Annotated in this window: 21 protein-coding genes; 15 read left to right on the forward strand and 6 right to left on the reverse strand. The window is 62.3% G+C overall.

What is annotated here, in order from left to right; genetic code table 11:
- Positions 1-3: 3 nt before the first annotated feature.
- From CXQ82_RS15805 to CXQ82_RS15825, 5 genes are all read right to left on the reverse strand, one after another.
- Entirely contained in the window at positions 4-381 is a 378-nt protein-coding gene (locus CXQ82_RS15805; protein WP_101270558.1) for a response regulator, read from the reverse strand.
- Positions 382-459: 78 nt separating this feature from the next.
- Positions 460-1,653, reverse strand: coding sequence for a hybrid sensor histidine kinase/response regulator (locus CXQ82_RS15810; protein WP_101270560.1), 1,194 nt, complete (start codon positions 1,651-1,653; stop codon positions 460-462).
- Positions 1,647-2,246 carry a chemotaxis protein CheB gene (locus CXQ82_RS15815; protein WP_101270562.1) on the reverse strand — a complete coding sequence of 200 codons (600 nt, stop codon included), beginning with the start codon at positions 2,244-2,246 and terminating at the stop codon, positions 1,647-1,649. Before CXQ82_RS15815 ends, CXQ82_RS15810 begins: the two co-directional genes overlap by 7 nt.
- Positions 2,243-3,073: a protein-glutamate O-methyltransferase CheR gene (locus CXQ82_RS15820; RefSeq protein WP_177409909.1), complete on the reverse strand. Its 831-nt coding sequence runs from the start codon at positions 3,071-3,073 to the stop codon at positions 2,243-2,245. Before CXQ82_RS15820 ends, CXQ82_RS15815 begins: the two co-directional genes overlap by 4 nt.
- Positions 3,074-6,571 carry a response regulator gene (locus CXQ82_RS15825; RefSeq protein WP_101270564.1) on the reverse strand — a complete coding sequence of 1,166 codons (3,498 nt, stop codon included), beginning with the start codon at positions 6,569-6,571 and terminating at the stop codon, positions 3,074-3,076.
- A gap of 311 nt (positions 6,572-6,882) precedes the next feature.
- On the opposite strand from CXQ82_RS15825, the gene CXQ82_RS15830 reads away from it, so the two are divergent.
- The 15 genes from CXQ82_RS15830 to CXQ82_RS15900 all read left to right on the forward strand — a co-directional run bounded on the left by CXQ82_RS15830 (position 6,883) and on the right by CXQ82_RS15900 (position 23,788).
- Positions 6,883-7,245: a response regulator gene (locus CXQ82_RS15830; RefSeq protein ID WP_101270566.1), complete on the forward strand. Its 363-nt coding sequence runs from the start codon at positions 6,883-6,885 to the stop codon at positions 7,243-7,245.
- A 140-nt stretch (positions 7,246-7,385) separates the two neighbouring features.
- Positions 7,386-8,177 (forward strand): hypothetical protein, encoded by a 792-nt coding sequence (locus CXQ82_RS15835; RefSeq protein ID WP_101270568.1) that lies wholly within the window; start codon positions 7,386-7,388, stop codon positions 8,175-8,177.
- Positions 8,178-8,239: 62 nt separating this feature from the next.
- Complete coding sequence (locus CXQ82_RS15840) at positions 8,240-9,640, forward strand: DUF1254 domain-containing protein (RefSeq protein WP_101270570.1); 1,401 nt, start codon at positions 8,240-8,242, stop codon at positions 9,638-9,640.
- Positions 9,641-9,700: 60 nt separating this feature from the next.
- Complete coding sequence (locus CXQ82_RS15845; protein WP_101270572.1) at positions 9,701-10,606, forward strand: transporter; 906 nt, start codon at positions 9,701-9,703, stop codon at positions 10,604-10,606.
- A 48-nt stretch (positions 10,607-10,654) separates the two neighbouring features.
- The gene (locus CXQ82_RS15850) at positions 10,655-11,407 is read left to right on the forward strand and encodes a DUF2092 domain-containing protein (protein WP_101270574.1); all 753 of its coding nucleotides are present in this window, start codon (positions 10,655-10,657) and stop codon (positions 11,405-11,407) included.
- 814 nt (positions 11,408-12,221) lie between these two features.
- A complete protein-coding gene (locus tag CXQ82_RS31445; protein ID WP_177409910.1) occupies positions 12,222-12,716 on the forward strand; it encodes a hypothetical protein in 495 nt (164 codons plus the stop codon).
- Positions 12,717-12,740: 24 nt separating this feature from the next.
- The gene (locus tag CXQ82_RS15860; protein ID WP_101270578.1) at positions 12,741-13,715 is read left to right on the forward strand and encodes a MoxR family ATPase; all 975 of its coding nucleotides are present in this window, start codon (positions 12,741-12,743) and stop codon (positions 13,713-13,715) included.
- The gene (locus CXQ82_RS15865) at positions 13,712-14,635 is read left to right on the forward strand and encodes a DUF58 domain-containing protein (RefSeq protein WP_101270580.1); all 924 of its coding nucleotides are present in this window, start codon (positions 13,712-13,714) and stop codon (positions 14,633-14,635) included. The genes CXQ82_RS15860 and CXQ82_RS15865 overlap by 4 nt, the downstream gene beginning before the upstream one ends.
- Positions 14,632-15,087: a DUF4381 domain-containing protein gene (locus tag CXQ82_RS15870; RefSeq protein ID WP_101270582.1), complete on the forward strand. Its 456-nt coding sequence runs from the start codon at positions 14,632-14,634 to the stop codon at positions 15,085-15,087. Before CXQ82_RS15865 ends, CXQ82_RS15870 begins: the two co-directional genes overlap by 4 nt.
- Complete coding sequence (locus CXQ82_RS15875; protein ID WP_101270584.1) at positions 15,074-16,069, forward strand: VWA domain-containing protein; 996 nt, start codon at positions 15,074-15,076, stop codon at positions 16,067-16,069. Before CXQ82_RS15870 ends, CXQ82_RS15875 begins: the two co-directional genes overlap by 14 nt.
- On the forward strand, positions 16,056-17,522 hold the full coding sequence (locus CXQ82_RS15880) for a VWA domain-containing protein (protein WP_101270586.1): 1,467 nt from the start codon (positions 16,056-16,058) through the stop codon (positions 17,520-17,522). The genes CXQ82_RS15875 and CXQ82_RS15880 overlap by 14 nt, the downstream gene beginning before the upstream one ends.
- Positions 17,519-18,568: a BatD family protein gene (locus tag CXQ82_RS15885; protein WP_101270589.1), complete on the forward strand. Its 1,050-nt coding sequence runs from the start codon at positions 17,519-17,521 to the stop codon at positions 18,566-18,568. Before CXQ82_RS15880 ends, CXQ82_RS15885 begins: the two co-directional genes overlap by 4 nt.
- Positions 18,565-19,566, forward strand: coding sequence for an HAD family phosphatase (locus CXQ82_RS15890; RefSeq protein WP_101270591.1), 1,002 nt, complete (start codon positions 18,565-18,567; stop codon positions 19,564-19,566). The genes CXQ82_RS15885 and CXQ82_RS15890 overlap by 4 nt, the downstream gene beginning before the upstream one ends.
- A 76-nt stretch (positions 19,567-19,642) precedes the next feature.
- Positions 19,643-21,229, forward strand: a complete 1,587-nt coding sequence (locus CXQ82_RS15895) for an arylsulfatase (RefSeq protein ID WP_101270593.1) — start codon at positions 19,643-19,645, stop codon at positions 21,227-21,229.
- Between the two features lie 66 nt (positions 21,230-21,295).
- Positions 21,296-23,788, forward strand: coding sequence for a spermidine synthase (locus tag CXQ82_RS15900; RefSeq protein WP_101270595.1), 2,493 nt, complete (start codon positions 21,296-21,298; stop codon positions 23,786-23,788).
- A gap of 15 nt (positions 23,789-23,803) precedes the next feature.
- On the opposite strand, the gene CXQ82_RS15905 is transcribed toward CXQ82_RS15900, so the two are convergent.
- Positions 23,804-24,478: a DUF3313 domain-containing protein gene (locus CXQ82_RS15905; protein ID WP_101270597.1), complete on the reverse strand. Its 675-nt coding sequence runs from the start codon at positions 24,476-24,478 to the stop codon at positions 23,804-23,806.
- Between the last annotated feature and the right edge of the window lie 38 nt (positions 24,479-24,516).

A 24,516-nucleotide genomic window follows, 5' to 3' on the forward strand; every position in this document is an offset into this window, starting at 1 on the left:
GTTTTACGCCAACAACCGCTGGATATGCTCTTGCAGCGTATCCAGGTCAAACGGCTTGGCCAGGATCGGCGCGTTGCGCGTGATCGGGCTATTGCAGTCGAGGATTTCCTGCGGGTAGCCGCTGATAAAAATCACTTTCAGCTCCGGTCGCACTTTCAGCGCCGGCTCGGCGATCTGCACGCCCGAGATCCCACCCGGCAGGCGGTAATCAGTGACCATCAGGTCCAGGTGCGGCTTGGTGGCGAGGATTTCGAAGGCCTCCTTGCCATTGATCGCCTTCAGCACCCGATAGCCCAGGCCTGCCAGGTACTCACCCAGCACAAACATAATGGATTCGTCGTCCTCGACGATCAGTACGACATCTTGTGCATCTTCACTCATGGGAAGCCTATGTCCGGTCAATTGCTGCAATTACGACCATGGGGTCACGCAGAGGTTGCGTCGGGCTGACGATTGATTTCACGCCGACGGTTCAAGGGGCAGGCACACCCGGAACAGGGCGCCCTCGCCTATCTGGCTCTCGACCTCGATGGTGCCGCCATGGGCTGCGACGATCTGCTCTGAAATAAACAGCCCAAGCCCCAACCCGGCAGCCACCTGGCTGGCGGATACCCGCTCGAACTGCTGAAAAATACGCTTCTGGTTCTCTTCACTGATACCGATGCCGCGGTCGCGAACTTCCACCCGCGCCTCGCCATGCTCACAGTACACCCGCACGTCCACCGGGCTTTTGGCGCCGTAGCGCAGGGCGTTGGTGAGTAAGTTGGTGACGACCTGTTCGATACGGAACTCATCCCAGTTGCCCACCACAGGGCCCTCGGCAACCAATTGCATGGACGAATCGGCAGCCGCCACTTGCGGCGCAAAGTTGTCCACCAGGTTGCTGACCAGTTGCGCCAGGTCGAAACGCGCCGGGCGGATCGACAGTTTGCCGGTGCGGATGCGCGATACATCGAGCATGTCTTCGATCAGACGGATCAGGCTCTGGATCTGGCGCTCGTCGCGGTCGACCATGGCATGCATCTTATCCAGGGTAAACGCGGCGGCGTTGTCCCGGGCCAGGTGCATCTTGCGCAGTTGGGTTTCCAGGATCAGGCCATTGAGCGGCGTGCGTACTTCATGGGCGACGATCGACATAAAGTCATCACGCATGCGCACCGCCTGCTCCAGCTCGGCCTGGGCGGCCTGCAGGCGCGCCAGCAACAGCTCCTGCTCGCGGCGGCTGCGCTCCAGGGCTTCAACCTGCTGCTTCATCGCCTTGCTCTGGCGGTACAGGTCGACGAACACATTGACCTTGCTCTTGACCGCGTGGATATCCAGCGGTTTGTGCAGGAAGTCCACGGCGCCGCTTTCATAGCCCTTGAACGCGTAGTTGAGTTCACGGCCGGCGGCGCTGACGAAGACGATCGGGATGTTCTTGGTCTTTTCGGTGCCGCGCATCAGCTCGGCCAGTTCGAAACCATTCATGCCGGGCATCTGCACGTCGAGAATCGCCATGGCGAATTCGTGCTCCAGCAACAGGGACAACGCCTCGTCGGCGCTCAATGCCTTGAACACCTGGCGGTCCTCGCGCTTGATCAACGCTTCGAGGGCCAGCAGGTTTTCCGGCAGATCGTCGACGATCAGCAGTTTGGCCTGGACAGTACTTAACATGGGGAAGATTCCAGCAAAGCCAGCAACGAGCCGATTTGGCTCAGTGTGAGAATATGGTCAGGTGTGTGCAGCGCCAGGGCCGCCCGTGGCATCACCGCAATCCGCGCTTCGTCAGGGTCTTGCACGACCGTGGTGCCACCCGATTGCTTGACGTGAGCCAGCCCGCGCGCGCCGTCCTGGTTGGCACCGGTCAGCAGAATCGCGAGCAGGCCTTTGCCATAGGCATCGGCGGCGGATGAAAACAGGTAATCGATGGCCGGGCGGGAATGGTGCACGCGGTCCTCCTGGCTCAGGGACAGGCTGCGGTCGTGCTCCACAGAAAGGTGATAACCCGGCCCGGCGAAGTACAACGTGCCAGCCTCGATCACTTCCTTATCCCGCGCCTCACGCACCGGAATCCGCAGACGCCGCGCGAATACTTCCGCCAACTGGCTGCGGCGCTCATCCGGCAAGTGCAGCACGGCAATGATCGGTAGCCCGAAGCCCTTGGGCAGTTCGCCGAAAATACTCAGCAACGCCTCGACGCCGCCGGCAGATGCGCCGACGACGATAGCTTCAATCCCGCGAATCGGGCTGGCGTACACGTCGTTCATGATTTGCGGTAGATCCGTTCCTGCTTGACCAAGGGTTCGAATTGTTTGCTGTAGCCGGAAAAATCCAGGGTTTCCTTGCTACCCAATACCAGGAAGCCGCGATGACAGAGCGACTCATGGAACAATCCAAACGCGCGATCCTGCAATTTTTTATTGAAATAAATCAATACGTTGCGGCACGAAATTAATTGAGTTTCTGAGAATACACTATCGGTCGCCAGGCTGTGGTCGGCGAACGTGACGTTCTCGCGCAGGGTCTTGTCGAAAATCGCGTAATCGTAAGCCGCTGTGTAGTAGTCGGCAAATGAACGCTGCCCACCGGCCTGCTGATAGTTGGCAGTATAAGCCCTTACATTCTCCAGGGAGAAGATACCCTGCTTGGCTTTGTCCAGGGACGTCGGGTTGATGTCCGTGGCGTAGATGATCGTACGCTCCAGCAAGCCCTCCTCACGCAGCAGGATGGCCATGGAGTACACCTCCTCGCCCGTGCTGCACCCGGCAATCCAGATCTTGATCGACGGGTAGGTCTTGAGCAGCGGCACCACTTCCTGGCGGATCGCCAGGAAGTGCGACGGGTCGCGGAACATCTCGCTCACCGGAATCGTCAGAAATTGCAGCAGTTGCATGAACGCCGCCGGGTCGTGCAACACCCGCTCCTGCAGCGCCGAGATGGTCGCGCAGTCGAACTGGCGCAGCGCATGGGCCACACGGCGCTTGACCGACGCACCAGAGTAATCGCGAAAATCGTAGCTGTACTTGAGGTAGATCGCCTCAATCAGCAGGCGCAGCTCAATGTCGCTGCTTTTGTCCAAAAAACATTGCTCCACTTAAATGCGTTCCATCTTCGGTAGCCATACACGAATCAGCGAGAACAGTCGGTCAAGGTCTATCGGCTTGGCCAGGTAATCATTGGAACCCGCCGCGAGGCAGCGCTCCTGATCGTCCTTCATGGCCTTGGCCGTCACTGCGATGATCGGCAGTTTCTTCCAGCGCGGGTCCTGGCGGATCAGCGCGGTCGCCTCGTAACCGTCCATCTCCGGCATCATCACGTCCATCAGCACCAGATCGATATCGTCGACTTCATTGAGTTTGTCGATGGCTTCACGGCCGTTACGCCCGATCACCACCACGGCGCCTTTGTGCTCAAGGGCGCTGGTCAGGGCGAAAATGTTACGCACATCGTCGTCCACCAGCAGGATCTTGCGCCCCTCGAAGACCTTGTCGCGGCTGCGGGCGGTCTTGAGCATCTTCTGGCGATCATGGGACAGCTGGGATTCGACTTTGTGCAGAAAGAGTGTCACCTCATCCAGCAGGCGTTCCGGTGAGCGCGCACCCTTGATGATGATCGAGCGCGAGTATTTGCGCAGTTCGGCTTCTTCATCACGGGTCAGGTTGCGCCCGGTGTAGACGATCACTGGCGGGAACGAGCAGATATCCTCGGTGGCCATGCGCTTGAGCAACTCGTTGCCGAGCATGTCCGGCAGCTTGAGATCGATAATCATGCAGTCGTAGACATTGGTGCGCAGCAGGTCCAGGGCGGCCTGGGCATAACCGACGTCGGTGATCTCAATGTCATCGTCACCGATCAGGCGGGCAATGCTGTCGCGCTGCAGGTCGTCGTCTTCCACCAGCAGCACGCGCTTGACCTTTTGGGTCAGCTTGGCTTCCAGGCGTGCGAACACGTCCTTGAGCTCTTCGCGGGTAGTCGGTTTCACCGCATAGCCGATGGCGCCCATATGCATGGCGGCTTCGACGCGGTCTTCCACGGAAATCACATGCACTGGGATGTGTCGGGTCTTGGCGTGCTCCTTGAGGCGTTGCAGCACGGTCAGCCCGGAATGGTCCGGCAGGCGCATATCCAGCAGGATCGCATCGGGGCTGTATTCCTCGGCGAGGTTGTAGCCCTCGTCGGCACCATGGGCGACCAGGCAGTTGTAACCCAACTCGTGGGCCAGGTCGAAGAGGATGCGCGCAAAGTTCGGCTCGTCTTCCACGACGAGGATGCAGCGTGTAGTGAACGGCGCTTTGTCGCGGTCGTCGATAAAACGCGGGATCTGCGCAAGGTCAGCCAGCGGTAGCGGTGAAATCGCGATGGGCTTGGGCACAGGGGCTGTGACCACGTGGCGCGGCGGCTCGATGGCTGGCGCGTCCTCCGCGCGTTCTACGTACTGCTCCGGCAGCACCAGGGTGAATGTGCTGCCTGTGCCCGGCGTGCTGGTCACGCTGATATAGCCGCCAAGCAAGGTGGCCAGGTCACGGGAAATCGACAGGCCCAGGCCGGTGCCGCCATACCGGCGGTTGGTAGTGCCATCGGCCTGGCGGAACGCTTCGAAGATGCTTTCCTGCTGGTCCGGGGCAATCCCGATGCCAGAGTCGCGCACGGTAAAGGCAATGCCCTCGCCCGGCGCACGGGATACCGACAGGCTCACATCGCCCTGCTCGGTGAACTTGACTGCGTTGGACAACAGGTTCTTGAGGATCTGCTCCAGGCGCTGGCGGTCGGTGAACAGCATCGCCGGCGCATCCGCCTGCACTTGTACCTGGAAGCCCAGCTTGCGGTCGGCGGCCAGGGGTTCAAACATCCCGCGCAGGCCGTCCACCAGTCGGGCGACGCTGGAGTTTTCCGGGCGCACTTCGAGCTTGCCGGCTTCCACCTTGGAAATATCCAGGATGTCGTTGATCAGGTTGAGCAGGTCATTACCGGCCGAATAGATCGACTCGGCAAACTTGACCTGCTCGGCGCTGAGGTTGTCCTGGGGGTTTTCCGCCAGCAACTTGGCCAGGATCAGCGAGCTGTTCAGCGGCGTACGCAGCTCGTGGGACATATTGGCGAGGAATTCAGACTTGTACTTGCTCGAGCGCTGCAATTCTTCAGCGCGGTCTTCCAGTTCGACCTGGGCCTGGTTCAGTTCGATGTTCTTGCGGTCCATGGCGTCGCGCTGGTCGGCAAGGGTCTGGGTCTGCTCGGCCAATTGCTCATTGGTCTGCTCCAGCTCGGCCTGCTGGGTTTCCAGGTGCGCCTGAGACTCCTTGAGGATGCGCGACTGCTCTTCCAACTCTTCGTTGGCGGTCTTGAGCTCTTCCTGTTGCACTTGCAGTTCTTCGTTGAGCTGCTGCGTCTCGGCCAGCACTTCCTGCAAGCGCTGGCGATACCGCGCGGCTTCGATGGAGGTGCCAATATTGCCGGCAATCAGCTCCAGCAACTCGACATCACGTTCATCCAGCGGGCGCAGGAAACCCAGTTCAATCACGCCGTTGACGCGGTCGTCATCACTGGTCGGCACCACCAGCACGCTGCGGGTATTGCCCTCACCGAGGCCGGAACTGACCTTGAAATAATCCACCGGCACGTCATCCAGGCGAATCAGGCGATTCAACTGCGCGGCCTGGCCAACAATCCCCTCGTCGCTGTAGATCGCCTGTTCAAGCTGTTCCTGCTCGCGCGAAAATCCATAGGTGGCCACGCGGTTAAGGCCGCCATGCTCTTCGCGCACATACACTGCCGCTACCGCCGAGCCCATGTACTGGGCAAAGAATTGCAGAATATTGCGGCCCAGCATATTCAACGTTAGTTGGCCCAGCACCTGTTCGGCCAACTCGGTCTGGCCGTTGCGCAGCCAGGCCTGTTGTTCGAGGCGCCGTGCGATCTTCTGTTGCGACGCGAGGTTTGCGCTGTAACTATCTGAAAGTGCTAATAAATTCTTTCTTCCGATATACGCCAGAACCCCACTCAGACCGAGCACGAAGATCAGGTACAACGAGACACTGATCACCGTGGTACGGGTGACATCCTGATTGCGCGCGATACGGAACGACTGCTCCATCGCCACCGCATCCGCATACTCCTGGCGAATCGCGTCGGTCAGGCCCTTGCCTCGGCCAGCCTTTACCGCCGCGCGGAAATCACCGCTCTGGCGTTGCAGGTCAATCATCGACTGGGCGTATTTGTTCCACTCGGTTTGCAACGACTCCAGACGCTTGAGGCGGTCCACTTGCTGCGGGTTGTCCGCCACCAGTTCCTGCAAGTTACGCAGGTCGCCAATGATCCGCGGCTTGGCCACTTCGTACGGGTCGAGGAAATGCTCGTCGCCGGTGATCAGGAAGCCACGCAGGCCGGTTTCCAGGTCCACCGTAAGCTTGGACGACTCATTGAGGTTATTGATAACCCTGTCGGTGTGCTCCACCCACTGGATCACCGACAGCAGATAAGTGATCAGGCAGACGAAAAACACCGCACTGAGTACGCCGACGCCCAGGGGCAACGCCACATTCCGGCCGAGCAGTGTTCGGAAGCTCTTTTCATCGACTGACGACGCGGGAGTCATGGGCATGCCTTGTCCAAGTGGGAAAAACGCAGAGTTTGCCCGAACTTGAGGGGCCAGGGCTATGTTTCTGCGCTGGTTTGCGGCAAATGCCTACGATCGAGTATGGAATCACGCATCGATTCGGCATGCCCTACGCGGCAGGCAAGGTGGCGCGTGCGACAGCTCACCTGGCGCGGCGCGCGACTTTTACGCGCATTGCCTTCACAATGATGGCATTCCAGGGAACTTACTTGGATCGACAAGACTCAGGGATCAGAGTGGTCGTTGAATTACACAAGACCTGCATCTATAACCCCTCAGGAATTTCCCCTATGTGCGCTGCCCCCTCCACCATCCTAGTAGTCGAAGACGATGCCATTGTGCGCATGCTGATCGTCGATGTCCTCGAAGAACTGGAGTTTTCGGTGGTTGAAGCTGCGGACGCTGAAGAGGCGTTGAAGGTGGTCGAAAACGCCAGCCAAGTCATCGACCTGATGATGACAGACGTGGGCCTGCCCGATATGGATGGCAAACAACTGGCGACCAAAGTCCGTGAACTGCGCCCCGCACTGCCCATCCTGTTTGCCAGCGGCTATGCGGAGAACATCGACGTTCCCGTCGGCATGCAGGTGATCGCCAAGCCGTTCTCCATCGATCAGCTGCGCGACAAAGTCAAATCGATGCTTCCCGCCTAAACAACTAATTCCTTCGGATTGCTAGCGCGTCTGGATTTAGCTGCTAATTTCAATCGACATGTCCTACAGCGTTTACGCATAAGGACAGCCCGAGCGCGAAGACGCTTGTGGGCCAGTCGCCATGGAATGGGGGAATAGTCATGCTCAGGTCACCTTTCGCACCGGCATTGTTGCTGGCCGCTTTCGCATTACCGACGTTATCCGCCCACGCCGATAACGCGGAGACGGCCAACAAGAGCAATAACCCGCTGAACCTGGCGCCAGGCGCGAACCTGCAGGACTACTACACCCCCAAGCTATACGACACCAACGCGCACACCAACGACCTGCTGTTGCGCGGCACCTTGCCCATCGCCCCCTCGGACTTTATCGGCGTGCCGCAGTTACTGCGCGCCACCCTGCCCATCAGCACCCGCCCAGACCCCCACAATGGCTACAGCACCGGCATCGGCGACCTCAACCTGTTCGATATCTTCCTGCTCAAGACCGACGGCGTGCAATTGGGCATCGGCCCGCAAATCACCGCCCCCACTGCCGAACACGATGAACTCGGCACGGGCAAGTGGCAGGCGGGCCTGGCAGCCGTCGCCATCGATGCCTCGCCACGCGGTTTGCTCGGCGCATTGGTGCAATACCAGAGTTCATTCGCCGGCGACCATGACCGCGCGCATGTGGAGAGCGCCACATTCCAGCCCTTTATCATTCATAACCTGCCCAAAGGCTGGTACCTGCGCTCCACCGGCACCTGGACCTTCGACCTGAAAAACGACACCCATTACATCCCCATCGGGTTCGGTGCGGGCAAGGCGTGGAAGTCCGGCAGCAACATCATCAACGCCTTTGTCGAGCCGCAATGGACCGTGGCGCGCAAAGGTGACGACCTGCCTCAGTTCACCTTGTTTGCAGGGATTAACGTGACGTTCGGCAAATAAAACGGTTAACTCGGCGCTTTCATCCCACGCCCTGTAAAAGAACCCTGGAAGGACGCAACAACATGATTGGAAAACCGACGCGCCTGCTGTTGGCGAGCCTCTCGATACTGATGAGTACCGGCGCCTGGGCCGACTTCAGCGCAACCCCGAGCGAAGCCCGGGCCATTGCCAAGGAAGCCTACCTGTATGGCTACCCGGTGGTGGAAATGTACAAGACGCTCTACACCCAGGCGGTCGATAAAGGCGGTGCCAACTTCAAGGCGCCGTTCAACCATATCGGCAATACCGCCCAGGTTTTTACGCCCAAGGACACCGCGTTCGTCACCCCGAACTCAGACACGCCCTACTCCTTCGTGTGGCTGGACCTGCGCAGCGAACCCCAAGTGCTGACCCTGCCCAAGATCGAAGACAACCGCTACTACTCGGTGCAGTTGATCGACCTCTATACGCAGAACTTTGCCTACCTGGGTACCCGCAGCACCGGCAACAACGGCGGCCACTACATGATCGCCGGCCCCGACTGGAAAGGTCAGCAACCGGTGGACGTGGACCGCGTGGTGTACAGCGAGAGCAATATCGCCTACGCCCTGTACCGCACGCAGTTGTTTGACGAGAAGGACCTGAACAAGGTCAAGCAGATCCAGAATGGCTACAAAGTGCAATCGCTGAGCAACTACGTGAAGCAGGCCGCCCCGGCCAAGGCGCCGAAGATCGAATGGCCCAAGCCCATGGCCACCATGACCGAAGGCCCGCAACTGTTTCGCTACCTGAACTTTATGCTGGCGTTCGCCGCCCCCCAGGACAGCGAAAAAGACCTGCTCGCGCGCTTTGCCAAGATCGGTATCGTCCCGGGCGCGCCGTTCAAGTTCAAGGACTTGACCGCCGAACAGCGCAAGGCCCTGGAGGATGGCATCAGCGACGCCCGCGCCGAATTTGCCACGTTCAAAAAAGACAAGGTCGACACCCACCAGGTTACCAGCGGTGACCTGTTCGGCAGCCGCGACCACTTGAACAACAACTACCTGTACCGCTATGCCGGCGCCGACATGGGGATTTTCGGCAACTCCACCGATGAAGCCGCCTACCTGGGCTACTTCGTCGACAGCGAGGGCAAACCTGCCAACGGCGCCCGCCACAGCTACACCGTGCATTTCGCCAAGGACCAACTGCCGCCGGCCGACGCGTTCTGGTCGCTGACCATGTACGACGGCAAGACCAAATTGCTCGTCCCCAATCACAAGAAACGCTACCTGATCAATTCGCGCATGCTCGCGGGCCTCAAACGGGACGCCGACGGCGGCCTGACCCTGGCCTTGCAGCACCACGAACCGCCGAAAGCCGAACAGAGCAATTGGTTGCCGGCCCCACCAGGCCCGTTTTACGCCGTACTGCGGATTTACCTGCCCAAGCCTGAGGTGGGTAATGGCCAATGGAAGCTGCCGCCACTGACACCGCTTAAGTAATACGACGTGCCCGGTCGGGCACGTCACTCACTGAATCAGGCCGATACAAGGAGTAGCGCCATGGTTTTACGTGTCCGACTGAGTGCAGTGTGTGCATCAACACTGGCGTTGATGCCAGCGCTAGGGTTTGCCGACAACGCCAGGGACTGGCAGAACACCCCGACCGACTTGAACATGGTGTTCGGTTACTACAACCGCATCGACACCAACACTCCCATCGACACCACGTTGCCGATCACCGGCCTGTCGTTGAATGCCGACCTCTACCTGCTGCGCTTCGCCCGTTCGTTCAGCATTGACGGGCGCAACAGCGCTGTGCAGTTCATCCAGCCCTACGCCGACGTGTCCGCCTCCTTCGACAACGCGCAATTTTTCGATGGCACCAAGCACAACGGCGGCCGGGGCGACGCCCAAGTGGTGTTTGTCCACAATATCTTCGGCGGCCCGGCGCTCACTGCCGAAGAGTTTGCCAGTTGGAAACCCGAGACATTCCTCACCGGCGCCCTATGGATCACCGCACCAACGGGCGACTACGACAAGGACCGGGTGATCAACATCGGCTCCAACCGCTGGGTGTTCAAGCCCGAGCTGGGTTTTGGCACGCCGATTGGCCCAACCTGGCTGGAAATCAACACCTGGGTCTCGCTGTTCGGCGACAACGATGACTACCACGGCGACAGCAAGCTTGAACAAAAGCCGCTGTACGCGATTGAAGGCCACTACAGCTACACCATCAACCGTGCGTTGTGGGTCTCTGCGGATGCCACCTACAGCCGTGGCGGTGAAAGCCGTATCGACGGCGATTGGCAAGACAACAAGCAGGAAAACGGCCTGCTCGGTGCGAGCATGGGTTTTATGTTGTCACCGCAATTCGGTGGTTTGCTCGCCTACACCGACACGGTGGCTGAGCGTCGCGGCTCACCGGATGTGACCACCTGGACTCTGCGCCTGCAGTACGTGTGGTGAACACCTTGCGCACAGCGTACCTGTGCGCCGGTTTGAACGAGGTGCTTTATGTCCCGCTTTCATCGCACACGCCTCATCTTGATCGGTCTGTTACTCGCCGCCAGCGCCGCCGTTGCCGACGAGCTGGAACCCAAGGCCCTTAGCGCCTTGGAGCAGATGGGCGGCTACCTGCGCAGCCTGGCGCAGTTTCGCATCGAGGCCGACAGCCGTACCGACCAGGTGCTGGAAAACGGCCAGGTCGTCGAGTTCCGCCACCACACCCGCCTGCAAGCCAAGCGGCCGGACAAGCTGCACGTGTCGGTCGAGAGTGACGGCAAGCGCCGCAGCCTGTTCTACGACGGCAAGCGTTTCACCTTGTTCGACAGCCGCAGTGGCTACTTCGCCAGCCAGGATGCGCCGGCGGATATCAGCGGTTTGCTCGACCAGCTCAGCCAACGCTATGGCATCGAACTGCCGCTGGCCGACCTGTTCCGCTGGAACCGCGACACGGCCAATGCCGTCGGCCTCAGCAGTGCCTTGCTGATCGGCCATGACAGCCTCGACGGCAAGGCCTGTGACCATTACGCCTTTCGCCAACCGGATATCGACTGGCAACTGTGGATCCGCCAGGGCCCGCAGCCCGTGCCCTGTCGCCTGGTAATCAGCCGACGTGACAGCGCCGAGCAGCCGCGCCACAGCGTCGACTATCAATGGCAACTCAGCCCCGCCCTGTCGCCCGACGACTTTGAGTTCACACCACCGCCTGGCGCGCGCGCCGTCCCAATGCAACAGTTGCAGCCCCAGGGAGCCGCCCCCCAATGACCCCACCCTCTCTGCCAAACCAACTATTGTGGCGAGCGGGCTTGCCCGCGTTGGGCTGCGCAGCAGCCCCAGCAGGCCAATCCAGAGACTTCCTGAAAGACTGCAGGACCCGGTTTTGGGGCGGCTTCGCAGCCCAACGCGGGCAAGCCCGCTCGCCACGGGGCGATGTAGTTCACGCCACCGCAGCCCCAGGGAGCCGCCCCCCATTGACCCCGCTCCCTCTGCCAAACCAACTATTGTGGCGAGCGGGCTTGCCCGCGTTGGGCTGCGCAGCAGCCCCAGTAAGCCAATCCAGAGACTTCCTGAAAGACTGCAGGACCCGGTTTTGGGGCTGCTACGCAGCCCAACGCGGGCAAGCCCGCTCGCCACGGGGCGATGTAGTTCACGCCACCGCAGCCCCAGGGAGCCGCCCCCCATTAACCCCGCCCCCTCTGCCAAACCCACTGTTGTGGCGAGCGGGCTTGCCCGCGTTGGGCTGCGCAGCAGCCCCAGTAAGCCCATCCAGAGACTTCCTGAAAGACCGCAGCACCCGGTTTTGGGGCTGCTACGCAGCCCAACGCGGGCAAGCCCGCTCGCCACGGGGCGATGTGGTTCACGCCACCGCAGCCACAGGGAGCCGCCCCCCATTGACCCCGCCCCCTCTGCCAAACCCACTGTTGTGGCGAGCGGGCTTGCCCGCGTTGGGTTGCGCAGCAGCCCTAGTAAGCACATCCAGAGACTTCCTGAAAGACCGCAGCACCCGGTTTTGGGGCTGCTACGCAGCCCTACGCGGGCAAGCCCGCTCGCCACGGGGCGATGTAAAGGGAGAGCAGCCATGAAGGTCACGGCAGCGGTACTGACGGCAAGTTTGCTGCTGACGGCGTTCTGTCCGTTGGTGGCCCAGGCCTGGCAAGTGCGCGGTGGCGCAGGCGCACGCACATTTGTGGTGCCCCAGCACCATCCAATGCCGGCACCACGGCCTATGCCGCCGCACCCTGAGCCGCATCCCTATCCGCAGCCCCATCCGTATCCGGGACCGCAACCGCAACCGCACCCGGGGCCAGCGCCTGGTCCGCATCCTTATCCACCACCGCCGCCGCCTCCACCGCCGCACCCGGATGACTGGTATCACCCCTGGGCCACGGCGGCCGTGGTGGGCGCCACCACCGCGACCATCCTGGCCATCGGCACCCAGGTCAGCAGCGTGCCAGCGGAGTGTGTCTCGGTGGTTGCTAATGGCGTGGCCTACCAGCATTGCGGGCCTACCTGGTACCAGCCGCGTTACGTCGGCGGTGCGGTTCAGTACATCGTGGTCGCCGCGCCCTGGTGACCCACTGCTTCAAGGACGATTGGCATGACAGCGCTCAACGATTTAAATGCCTTGCAAGCCAGCATGGCCGAAAGTGTTCTGGGCCAGGACCAGGTGATCCGCCAGATTCTGATCGGCTTGCTGGCCAACGGGCACCTGTTGCTCGAAAGCCTTCCGGGCCTGGCCAAGACCCGCACGGTCAAGGCCCTGGCCCGGCACCTGGACGCGAAGATGAGCCGCATCCAGTTCACCCCCGACCTGCTCCCCTCGGACATCACCGGCGCCGAGGTACTGCACCAGGTCGACGGCCAGAACCAGATCCGCTTCCAGCCGGGGCCGCTGTTCGGCAACCTGATCCTCGCCGACGAGATCAACCGCGCCCCGGCCAAGGTCCAGGCGGCCTTGCTGGAAGCCATGGAAGAACGCCAGATCACCGTGGCCGGCGCCAGCCACCCGCTGCCAACGCTGTTTATCGTGGTGGCCACGCAAAACCCCATCGAGCAGGAAGGCACCTACCCGCTGCCGGAAGCGCAGATGGACCGTTTTGTGATGAAAGTATTGCTGGACTACCCCAGCGCCGAGAATGAAAGCCAGGTACTGCGCCTGCTGCGCGAGGAAGAACAGGCAGCAACCACCCAGGCCGTCCTGGGTTTTACCCTGGCGCAAGACGTCATCTTCAGCGCGCGCCAGGAAGTCAGCGCGATTCAGGTCTCGCCCGCCATCGATCGCTACCTGATCGACCTGATCAACGCCACCCGCCATCCCGCCGACTACGACGCCGACCTCGCACGCTGGATCAGCCTGGGCGCGAGCCCGCGTGGCGGTATCGGCCTGGACCGTTGCGCGCGGGCCGAGGCATGGTTGCAGGGCCAGGCGTTTGTGACCCCGGCCAATGTGCAAGCGGTGGCCCACCCGGTGTTGCGTCATCGCCTGCAACTCAGTTATGACGCGGTGGCCGATGGCGTCAGCGCCGACCAGGTACTCGACCGCCTGCTCAGCAAAGTGGCGATCCCGGCATGAACGCCGACGGCCTGGTCTACGTCAGCCTCGCGCAGTTGATGGCCTTGCAGTTCCAGGCGCGGGACTTGAGCTTTGTCGCGCGCCAGCCCCAGGGCAGCATCCTCGCGGGCAACCATGCGTCACGCCTGCGTGGGCGCGGCTTGAATTTCGATGAGCTGCGCCGCTACCAACCCGGCGATGACTTGCGCCACCTGGATTGGCGCGCATCGCTGCGTACCGGTAAACCCGTGGTGCGCACCTTTACCGAAGAACGCGACCGCCCGGCACTGATCGTGGTGGACCAGCGCATGTCGATGTTTTTCGGCTCGGTGCGCAGCTTCAAATCCGCCGTGGCGGCAGAGCTTGGCGCGCTGGCGGCGTGGATGGTGTTCAACGCCGGTGACCGGGTGGGTGGCCTGGTGTTCAACGATGCACGCATCGACAGCGTGGCGCCGTTGCGCAGCCGCAAGCGCGTCGAGGCGCTGTGCAGCCGCATCGCCGAGCAAAATGCCGAATTGACCGCCAGCAATGTCGACCCCCAAGGCCCCAGCCAGTTGGACAAGGTCTTGCAGCAGTGCCTGGCCGTGGCCGGCCACGATCACTTGATCTGCCTGGTCAGCGACTTTGCCGACGCCAGCCCGCGCACCCTGCAATTGCTGCAACAACTGTCGGCGCATAACGACGTGGTGGCGCTGCAGGTGTACGACCCGTTGGCGCTGAACGTGCCCAGTCGCGGGCAATTGCTGATCACTCAGGGCCAGTTGCAAGTCACCCTGGAGGTGAGCAAGCGCCAGGTGCGCCAACCCTTGGGGGATTTTCTTGGCGGGCGCTTGAAGGACGTAGCCACTCTGCTGCGCCGCAGCCAGGTACCGTTGTTGATGATCAGCACCGCCGCTCCCGCCGCTGACCAGTTACGCAGCGAACTGGGGAAACACCGGTGACCAACCCCGTGCCAAGCATCGAACAACTCCAGGAGTTGGGCTTGCCCGCGCCGGTCAGCTACTGGCCGCAGACCTGGGGCTGGGGTGCGCTGCTGGGCGTCGTCGTGGTGGGGTTGCTGGTGCTGGCCACCCGCAAATGGCTGCGTTGGCGCCGCGATGCGTATCGGCGCCAAGCCTTGGCGCGCTTGAATACCTTGGCCGATCTGCGCGAGCTGCCCGAACTGCTCAAGCGGGTCGCGCTGTCGATGCCGCTGTCGACCGAGGAACACCAGCGCGTCCCGACCTTGAGTGGCAGCGACTGGCAAGCCTTCCTGCAACGCCACGCCGGCGCGCCGATCCCGGACGATCTCAGCCAACGGTTGGCCGAACTGGCCTACGGCAATCCTTCCCCGGACGCGCAACTCCTGGCCCAGTGCAAAGCCTGGGTGGAGCATCACCATGTGGCAGCTTGATTACCCCTGGTTACTGCTGTTACTGCCGCTGCCGTGGCTGGCCTACCGCTGGCTGCCCGCTTACAGCGAAGCGCGCAGCGCGGTGCGTGTGCCGTTTTTCGCTGGCATGAGCCAGGCGGCGGGTGCGGCGCCGTCGGCCACTGGCACGCGCCGCAATCGCCGCCAGTTGCTGCTTAACCTGCTGGTGTGGGCCTTGCTGGTGCTGGCCATCACCCGCCCGGTATGGGTCGAAAAACCCATCGAACGCCAACAGCCGGTGCGCGACCTGATGCTCGCCATCGACATCTCCCAGTCCATGCAGACCCAGGACTTTACCGACGCCAACGGGCAGAAAATCGACCGCCTGGCCGCCGTCAAACAGGTGGTGCATGGCTTTATCCAGCAGCGCAAGGATGACCGCATTGGCCTGATCCTGTTTGGCAGCGGCGCCTACCCGCAGGCGCCGTTGACCCTGGACCATGCCAGCCTGTCGCTGCTGCTGGACGACAGCGGCATCGGCATGGCCGGGCCGAATACCGCCATTGGTGACGCCATCGGCCTGGGCCTCAAGCTGCTGGACCAGGCCCATGAGCCGGAAAAAGTGCTGATCCTGCTCACCGACGGCAATGACACCAGCAGCGCGATCACCCCCGACCACGCCGCCGACATGGCCGCCGCCAAGGGCGTGATCATCCATACCATCGCCATCGGCGACCCGCAGGCGAGCGGCGAAGCCAAGGTCAATCTCAGCGCGTTGCAGGCGATTGCCGCGGCCACCGGTGGCCGCTATTTCCGCGCCGAAGACCGCGACAGCCTGAGCCAGGTCTACGCGACCCTCAACCAAATCACCCCGCATCAAGTCAACACCCTGAGCCACCAGCCCAAGCGCGACCTGTTCTGGTGGCCGCTGTCGGCGGCGCTGGCCGTGTTGGCGCTGTATCACCTGATCGGCGCGTGCTGGCCCCACCGGTTCAAACGCGAGGCCGCCGATGGATTTCACTGACTTGCACTTCCTGCGCCCCGCCTGGCTGTTGCTGGCATTGTTCGGCGCGCTGCTGCCGCTGATCTGGCGGCGCAGCCGCGACCTGCAACGGCGCCTGCGCAGCACTATCGCAGCGCATCTGTTGCCGCATCTGCTGCTCACCCCCACCGATGCTCATCGCCTGCGCCCCGTGCACCTGGTCAGCGCGTTGTTGATGCTCGGCGCAATTGCCGCTGCCGGGCCGACCTGGGAGCAGGATCACCCGGACTTCCTCGAAAACCGCGCACCCTTGATCGTTGCCCTCGACTTGTCGCCGTCCATGGACACCGCCGATGTACCGCCTACGCGTCTGACCGCCGCCAAACACAAGCTGCACGACCTGATCCAGCGGCGCAAAGGCGCGCGCACCGCACTGCTGGTGTACGCCGGCAGCGCGCACCTGGTATTGCCACCCACCGATGACCCTGCGCTGCTCGACAGCTTTATCCAGGCACTCGCCACCGACTTGATCACCAGCCCCGGCAAGGACGTCGCCGGCGTCATCGACCAGGCCAAGCGCTTGCTGCAGCAGGCACCCGGCACCTTGCTGTTGATCACCGATGGCGCCGACACCGCGCAGTTGCCCACGCTCAAGCAACACTTGGCCGACAGCCCGTTACAAGTGCTGGTGCTGGCGCTCGGCAGCAGCCCCACGCTCAAGGCATTGGCTTCGGCTACGGACGCGCCCTTGGGCAGCCTGACCTTGAATGACGATGACCTGGACTGGATCGAACTCCACGCCCAGGCGCACTTCCAGAACGCGGATGAGCAACAGCGCCTGTTGCAGTGGAAGGACGCCGGTTACTGGCTGTGCTGGCCGTTGCTGCTGATGGCGCTGTTCAGTGTGCGGCGCGGCTGGAGCCTGAACTGGACCGCCATCGTGTTACTGGGTGTGCTGCTAGCGCCGCCCCAGGCCGAGGCCAACCCGTTTCTGACCCCAGACCAACAAGGCCGCTGGGCCTTTGAACACCACCACTACCCCGAGGCCGCAGCGCGGTTTGTCGACCCGTACTGGAAAGGCATCGCCGCCTACAACGCCGCTGACTACGACCTGGCACAAGCCACTTTCGCCGCGCTGGACACCCCGCAAGCGGCGTTCTATCTGGGAAATATTCACGTACGCCGCTTCAGGTTCGATGAGGCCATCGCGGCCTATCAACACGCCTTGCAACAACAACCGGTGTTCCCCCAGGCCAGTGCCAACCTGGCGCTGGCGCTGGCCTTGAAAAAAGACACCGAAAGCGCTGAGAAAAACACCCCCGAGGTCAAGCCGGACGCGATCAAATTCGACAAGGCGCCCGGCAAGGGCCAGAGCAAGGCGATCCAGACCGAACAAGCCAATAACGATGCGCTGTGGCTCCAGAACCTGACGACTTCGCCGGCGAATTTCCTGCGGCGCAAATTCAGCCTGCAAGAACAGGACGCACGCCCATGACGCGCTACTGCGGCTTGCTGCTGTTACTCGCCGGGCCATTGTGGGCCGCCGAACCGCAACTGCGTGTGCAGGCGCAATTACTGCCGGGCAGCGCGGTGGTGGTGGGCCAGCAAGTGCAGGTGCAGGTGGATGTGCTGACCGACACCTGGTTCACCGCGGGCGCGAGCCTGCCGGAATTCAAGCTCAATGGCGCGCGGGTCCAGGCGCCCGGTGGCGAGGCCGAGCACACCACCCAGGTGATTGGCGGGCAAACCTTCTACGGCATGCGCTACGCCTATCGCATCACACCGAGCGTGGCGCAGCACTTCACGGTGCCTTCGCTGACCGTCAGTGCCCAGCCGGGCCAAGCCACTGCGCCCCTGAGCGCCCAGACCGCAGCGCTGACCTTCGAGGCCACCCAACCCCCGGGATTTGCCCCGGGCGAGCCGGTACTGGTCGCCAGCGCCGTACGCTTGAGCCAAACCCTGGAGGCTGCGGGCCTGAAAGTCGGCGACAGCCTTACCCGAACCCTCACCTTGCAAGCCGACGACACGCCGGGCTTGGCGCTTCCTCCGCCAGCTGCGGCGGCAATCGATGGCCTGCGCCTCTACCCACAGGCGCCGAGTATCAGCAACCTGGGGGACGGGCGCGGCGCCGTTACGGGTGGCCAGCGAATCGACCCACTGGTGTACCGCGTCGTGCAGGGCGGGCATTACAGCCTGCCGGCCATCAGCGTGAAATGGTGGGACACCCGCAACCAGCGCCTGCAAGTTGCGCAGGTGCCGGCGCTCACGGTCGACGCCCAGGCCGCCAGCACCTACGCGCCGCCCTTCGCCATCGCTGACGACCTCAAGGCCCTTGGGCAACACACGCGCTGGCAGCTGTCGCGGCACCTGGTGGCGTGGACGGCGGCCGTGGTGCTGCTGGTACTGGCCGGTTACCTGGTGCATGGGCTGTGGCCGCGCCTGCCGCCGATCTGGCGAAACCTGTGCGCAACATTGCGTTGGGTGTGTCGTCAACTACGCTTGCTTCCACTGAACCCTCGTCGCGAAAAGGATTTCCCATGACGTCATTGCGTTCTGCCCTGCCCCTGCTGCTGTTGCTCAGCCTGCCCGCCCTGGCCGCCGACCCGCTGCCGTCGTGGAACGAAGGCCCGAGCAAAAAGCAGATCATCGAATTCGTCCAGGCCGTCACCGCCGAAGGCTCCAAGGATTACGTAAAACCTGCTGAGCGCATCGCCGTGTTCGACAACGACGGCACGCTGTGGACCGAGCAACCGGCGTATTTCGAAGTGCTGTTCGCCTTCGATGAAGTCAAGCGCCTGGCGCCCCAGCACCCCGACTGGAAAACCACCCAGCCTTTCAAAGCGGTGCTTGAGGGCGACCACAAGGCCTTGGCTGAAAGCGGCATGGACGGCCTGCTGAAAGTCATCGGCGCCACGCACACCGGGGTCAGCACCGAGGCGTTTATCGACAACGCGAAAAACTGGCTAAAACAGGCCCGCCACCCAAAAACCGGCAAGCCGTTCAACCAGATGATCTACCAGCCCATGCTGGAGATGCTCGACTACCTGCGCAGCCAGCAGTTCAAGACCTACATCGTCTCCGGGGGTGACACCGCCTTCATGCGTGCCTTCGCCGAAGAGGTCTACGGCGTGCCACCGGAGCAGGTGATCGGTTCGAACTTCGTCACCCAGTTCCAGCTCAACAACGGCAAGCCCCAGGTACTGCGCACCGCCAAGCTGGCGCACAACGACGATGGCCCGGGCAAGCCGGAAAGCATCGACGCGATCATTGGCCGCCGACCCATCCTGGCCTTTGGCAACTCCGACGGCGACTTGCAAATGTTGCAATGGACCGCCGCCGGCAGCGGCAAGCGTTTCATGGGCCTGGTACACCACACCGACGCCAGGCGGGAGTGGGCCTATGACCGCAATTCTCAGGTGGGGCGCCTGGACAAGGCCCTCGACCAAGCCCGAACACAGAACTGGACCGTGGTGGATATGGCGAGCGAATGGCGCCGCATCTACCCCTTCGAGCCGGCTGTGCAACCGCAGGTGCAATAAAACCAGACGTCGCGATGGACTGTAATAAACGTTGGTCGCAGGCAATGCGACTCAAGCCCTAAAAGGAGCAAGTCTTATGACTCGCATACGTAAGTGGCTGCCGAAACTCGCCCTGGTGGCGGTTTCGGTGCTAGGGGCCTCGGCATCCGCCTGGGCCGCCGACAAGCCGAATATCCTGGTGATCTTCGGTGATGACATCGGGCAAACCAACATCAGCGCCTATTCCATGGGCGTGGTGGGCTACAAGACCCCGAACATCGACCGGATCGCCAAAGAAGGCATGATGTTCACCGACTACTACGCGGAGAACAGCTGCACCGCTGGGCGCTCGTCCTTTATCACCGGCCAGACGCCGTTGCGCACCGGCCTGTCGAAGGTGGGTATCCCGGGCGCGCCGGTGGGGCTGCAAAAGCGCGATATCACGATTGCCCAGGCACTCAAGTCGCTGGGCTATTCCACCGGGCAATTCGGCAAGAACCACTTGGGTGATCGCGACGAATACCTGCCCACCAACCATGGCTTCGATGAATTTTTCGGCAACCTGTACCACCTCAATGCCGAAGAGGAACCCGAACGCCCCTACTGGCCCAAGGACGATGCCGAGTTCGTCAAGGCCAACACCCCGCGCGGGGTAATCCACAGCTTTGCCGACGGCAAGATCGAAGACACCGGCGCCTTGACCACCAAGCGCATGGAAACCATCGACGACGAAACCACTGCAGCGGCCCAGGCGTTTATCAAGAAACAGGCGGAAGCCAACAAGCCGTTCTTCGTGTGGATGAACACCACGCGCATGCACGTGTTCACCCATGTGCGCGATTCGATGAAGGGCCAGAGCGGTATGCCCGGTAACGAATACGCCGACGGCATGCTGGAGCACGACGGCGACGTCGGCAAACTCCTGCAAACCCTCGACGACCTGAAAATCGCCGACAACACCATCGTGGTCTACACCACCGATAACGGCCCCAACCAGTTCTCCTGGCCGGACGCGGCGACCACGCCATTCCGCAACGAGAAGGACTCCAACTGGGAAGGCGCCTACCGGGTACCCGCGATCATCCGCTGGCCGGGCAAGATCAAACAGGGTGAGGTGTCCAACGAAATGGTCTCGGGGATGGACTGGTTCCCGACCCTGCTGGCCGCCGCTGGCGACGCTGAGGTCAAAGACAAGCTGCTCAAAGGCTGGGCGCCGACCGCAGGCGGCACCAACTTCAAGGTGCACCTGGACGGTTACAACCAACTGCCCTACCTGACCGGGCAACAGCCCAAAGGCGCGCGCAGCGAGTTCTACTACTTCAATGACGACGGCATGCTGGTATCGATGCGCTTCGACAACTGGAAAGTGGTATTCGCCGAGCAACGCCAGCCGGGTGGTTTCCGGGTCTGGAGCGAACCGTTTGTGCAACTGCGGGTACCGAAAATCTTCAACCTGAGGATGGACCCGTATGAGCGCGCAGACATCGTGTCTGACCAGTATTACGACTGGACCACCAAAAACGTCTACCTGGGCGCGGTGGCGGTGACCAAAGCGGCCAAGTTCCTGCAAACCTTTGTCGACTACCCACCGAGCCAGAAACCTCCAAGCTTCAGCATCGACCAGATCCGCGAAGCGGTAGACAAGAAGATTGAAGAGAAGATGAAGGCAACACCTGCTGGCTAAACCATGTTGGAGGGGGGCAAGCCCCCTCCCACACTGACCGGGTATTTTCGAACAAGGCTATCTGCAATGTCTTCACGTACCGCCAGCAAATCCCTTGAATTACCGACCACCGCCTCAACCCTGATCCCTGCCCTCCTGCTGTTTATCTCCGGCGGCGCGGCCCTGGTGTATCAGGTGCTGTGGATCAAACAGCTGTCGCTGGTGGTCGGCGTCGAGGTGTATGCGATCACCACCGGCATCAGCGCGTTTTTTGCCGGCTTGGCCTTGGGGGGGTTGCTGTTCGGGCGTCTGGCGGATAGCTTTGCACGGCCGCTGTTGTTGTATGCAGGTCTGGAATTACTGGTGGCGGTGCTGGGTGTCGGCGCCACGCTGGCACTGGGCACGGCGGCCGAACCGTTTGCCTGGCTGGAGCAGCGCATCGGGCTGCTGGCCTGGGTGCTGCCGTTTCTGTTGGTGGGCTTACCTGCCTTGTTGATGGGCGGCACGCTGCCAGTGCTGGTGCGTTCGCTGGCGATCGACGCGAAGGGCTTGAGCCAGGCCGGTGGGCGTTTGTACGCCGCCAACACCGCCGGGGCAATTGCCGGCACCTTGCTGACCGCCTTTGTGCTGATCGCACAGTTTGGCGTACGCGGCAGCGCGCTGGTGGCAGCGCTGCTCAACCTGGTGGCGGCGCTGGGTGCGCTGGTGTATGTGCGCCATCACGCGCCGGTTGCCATTGCGCCGGCACGGCCCGTTGACCCGGCGCGGCTGGCGCTGGTGCTCTACGCCATCGCCGGTGGCGTGGCATTGGGGTATGAGGTGGTGTGGTCGCAATCCATTGTGCAATTTATGAGCACCCGCACCTATGCCTTCGCCGTCGTACTGGCCACCTACCTGAGCGGATTGTTTATCGGCAGCCAGTTGATGTCACGCCGGGTGGAACGCCTGCGGGATCCCTGGGGTGTATTCGGCCTGTTGATTGCTGGCGCGGGGCTGGTGGCGTTGGTGGAAATCGCCCTGCTCGGCCGTTGGCTGGTGCTGCTGCAAACCCAGGCCGAGGGGCTGGTGCTGAGCCTGGGCGGCAGTGAGTTGCCGGGGATGAGTGCACGTTTCGCCACCGCGGCGTTGTGCATTGTGTTTGTGCCGACGCTGCTGCTGGGGGCGGCGTTCCCGGTGGCATTGCGCTTGAGTGTCGGCAACCGCCATGTGGGGCGGGATGTGGGCGCGGTCGTGGCGTTCAATACCTTGGGTGGGATTGTCGGCGTGATGCTCTGTGGCTTTGTGCTGATTCCCTGGTTGGGGTTGGTGCATACCTTGGGCCTGCTGGCGGTGGTTGCCGGCGCGGTGGGCTATATCGCCGTACGCCGTGGCCACGGAGTAAAAAAGGGCCGACGCCAAGCGGTGGTCGCGTTGGGGCTGGTGTCGCTGGCCGTGGCGCTGCTGACCCCGGTCGACCGCCTCGCCAACCTGCTGCCCGGCGCGCGCAATGGCAGCCTGGCGTTTTACCAGGAGGGTCGCGGCGCGACTGTCGCAGTGGTCACCCAAGGCCAGGGCGCGCGGGCGTTCCAGCGTTTGTATATCCAGGGCGTGTCCAACACCGGCGACGCCATGCCGTCCCTGCGCTACATGCGTATCCAGGCATTGCTGCCGCTATTGATCCATAACGCCGAACCCAAGTCAGCACTGGTGATCGGTTTTGGCACCGGCATCACCGCAGGCGCGCTGTTGCGCTATCCCGGCCTGGAACACCGCGTGGTTGCCGAACTGCTGCCGGCGGTGGTGCACGCCGCGCCGCTGTTCAAAGGCAATTACAACGCGGCCAGTGACCCAGGCATTGACGTGCGCCTGCGCGACGGGCGCCAGGAGCTGCTGCGCAACGCGCAGGCCTATGACCTGATCACCCTTGAGCCGCCACCGCCCTCCGCTGCCGGCGTGGTGAATCTGTATTCCCAGGACTTCTACCAATTGGCCGCGCAGCGCCTGGCACCCAAAGGCCTGTTGGCGCAGTGGCTACCGTTGCCCACGCAAAACATCGACGATTCACGCGCGTTGGTGCGCAGCTTCCTCAATGTATTCCCGCACGCGTCGCTGTGGACCAGTGAATTCCACGAGATGCTGCTGGTGGGCTCCCTCGACCCCATTGAGCTGGACGCCGCACGTATCCGCCAACGCTTCGAACAACCGAGTGTGCGCAGCGCGTTGGCCGCGGTGGGTATCGACTCGGCGGCCACCCTGCTGGCTACCTGGGTCACCGACCGCCAGGGCCTGGAACGCTTTGCCGGCAATGCCTTGCCCGTCACCGACGACCAGCCGCGCATCGAATACGCGCCCTGGGTACGCAGCAAGGAAATCACCCGTGTGCTGCCCGCCCTGCTTGACCTGCGTGTGCCCGCACCGCTGCGCAACGCCGATGCCGCTTTTACCCGCACCCTGGCAGCCGAGCAACAACGCCTGATGCAGTTCTACCGCGCCAGCCTGCATGCCTACGATGGCGACCGGGACGCCTGGGGGCGGGACATTCGCGAGGTGCTGCGAGAAGACGCCGCCAACCCGTACTACCGGTGGTTTGGCGGCAATTGAGGCAACGCTGAGGGCTTACTTGCCTTTGTGCAGCTTGACGTAGGACTGATGCAGGTCCGACGCCCAGCCATCGATCACGCTTTTCACGTCATCGGCCTTCATCACCTGTGAGTCGTTTGCCAGTGGCTTGCCGGTGCCTTTGCGCACCACTTGGGCGATGACCTTGCCACTCGCGCCGTCAAGGAACTGCGCCTCGGTGCCGAGGGTGGTTTCCTGGTCACGGATGCCCGTACCCGTGCTCACTGCCGCCGCGACCAGCGCGACAGGAATGTATTCGTAGGGCTTGAGGCTTTCGGTCTTGCTGCTGACCGCCGTGATCGCCGCGCGCACCACGATCACGCCTGGGCCAGGGCCGTTGGCCAAGGGCAATGACTTGGCCAGTTCGCGCTTGAGTGCCTGGTTGTAGTAGGTGTTGATGCCGTTAAGCGTGCTTTCGGGGATTTTCGCGGTGGCCTGTGGCTTGGGGTAGAACTGGGTCGGTTCGATGTACACCGCACGGTAGTCGCTCAGGTCAAGCTTGGGGTCGACCCAGCGCATTACTTCAGCGCCCGAGGGCGACTTGGCTTCCTTGAGCTGGCTGTAGTCGGAGAGAAACCCTGAATACTCGTCCGGCTGGGTCACCTTGCTGGCACAACCTGTCATTCCGATTGAAGCGATGCACAATGTGCTGATCATTAGCCTTAGTTTCATCATTGAACTCCCTGGCGGTCATCATCGAAACAGTGAGT

The sequence above is a fragment of the Pseudomonas sp. S09G 359 genome (assembly GCF_002843605.1).
In the GTDB taxonomy this organism is placed as follows: Bacteria; Pseudomonadota; Gammaproteobacteria; order Pseudomonadales; family Pseudomonadaceae; genus Aquipseudomonas.

Excerpts from the sequence above, each read along its gene's own strand:
- CXQ82_RS15845 (WP_101270572.1), top strand. The coding sequence starts at position 9,701 with ATGGTTTTACGTGTCCGACTGAGTGCAGTGTGTGCATCAACACTGGCG.
- CXQ82_RS15875 (WP_101270584.1), top strand. The coding sequence starts at position 15,074 with ATGTGGCAGCTTGATTACCCCTGGTTACTGCTGTTACTGCCGCTGCCG.
- CXQ82_RS15840 (WP_101270570.1), top strand. The coding sequence starts at position 8,240 with ATGATTGGAAAACCGACGCGCCTGCTGTTGGCGAGCCTCTCGATACTG.
- CXQ82_RS15885 (WP_101270589.1), top strand. The coding sequence starts at position 17,519 with ATGACGCGCTACTGCGGCTTGCTGCTGTTACTCGCCGGGCCATTGTGG.
- CXQ82_RS15810 (WP_101270560.1), bottom strand. The coding sequence starts at position 1,653 with ATGTTAAGTACTGTCCAGGCCAAACTGCTGATCGTCGACGATCTGCCG.
- CXQ82_RS15805 (WP_101270558.1), bottom strand. The coding sequence starts at position 381 with ATGAGTGAAGATGCACAAGATGTCGTACTGATCGTCGAGGACGACGAA.
- CXQ82_RS15860 (WP_101270578.1), top strand. The coding sequence starts at position 12,741 with ATGACAGCGCTCAACGATTTAAATGCCTTGCAAGCCAGCATGGCCGAA.
- CXQ82_RS15850 (WP_101270574.1), top strand. The coding sequence starts at position 10,655 with ATGTCCCGCTTTCATCGCACACGCCTCATCTTGATCGGTCTGTTACTC.
- CXQ82_RS15815 (WP_101270562.1), bottom strand. The coding sequence starts at position 2,246 with ATGAACGACGTGTACGCCAGCCCGATTCGCGGGATTGAAGCTATCGTC.
- CXQ82_RS15895 (WP_101270593.1), top strand. The coding sequence starts at position 19,643 with ATGACTCGCATACGTAAGTGGCTGCCGAAACTCGCCCTGGTGGCGGTT.
- CXQ82_RS15865 (WP_101270580.1), top strand. The coding sequence starts at position 13,712 with ATGAACGCCGACGGCCTGGTCTACGTCAGCCTCGCGCAGTTGATGGCC.
- CXQ82_RS15825 (WP_101270564.1), bottom strand. The coding sequence starts at position 6,571 with ATGACTCCCGCGTCGTCAGTCGATGAAAAGAGCTTCCGAACACTGCTC.
- CXQ82_RS15880 (WP_101270586.1), top strand. The coding sequence starts at position 16,056 with ATGGATTTCACTGACTTGCACTTCCTGCGCCCCGCCTGGCTGTTGCTG.
- CXQ82_RS31445 (WP_177409910.1), top strand. The coding sequence starts at position 12,222 with ATGAAGGTCACGGCAGCGGTACTGACGGCAAGTTTGCTGCTGACGGCG.
- CXQ82_RS15905 (WP_101270597.1), bottom strand. The coding sequence starts at position 24,478 with ATGAAACTAAGGCTAATGATCAGCACATTGTGCATCGCTTCAATCGGA.
- CXQ82_RS15900 (WP_101270595.1), top strand. The coding sequence starts at position 21,296 with ATGTCTTCACGTACCGCCAGCAAATCCCTTGAATTACCGACCACCGCC.
- CXQ82_RS15835 (WP_101270568.1), top strand. The coding sequence starts at position 7,386 with ATGCTCAGGTCACCTTTCGCACCGGCATTGTTGCTGGCCGCTTTCGCA.
- CXQ82_RS15830 (WP_101270566.1), top strand. The coding sequence starts at position 6,883 with ATGTGCGCTGCCCCCTCCACCATCCTAGTAGTCGAAGACGATGCCATT.
- CXQ82_RS15890 (WP_101270591.1), top strand. The coding sequence starts at position 18,565 with ATGACGTCATTGCGTTCTGCCCTGCCCCTGCTGCTGTTGCTCAGCCTG.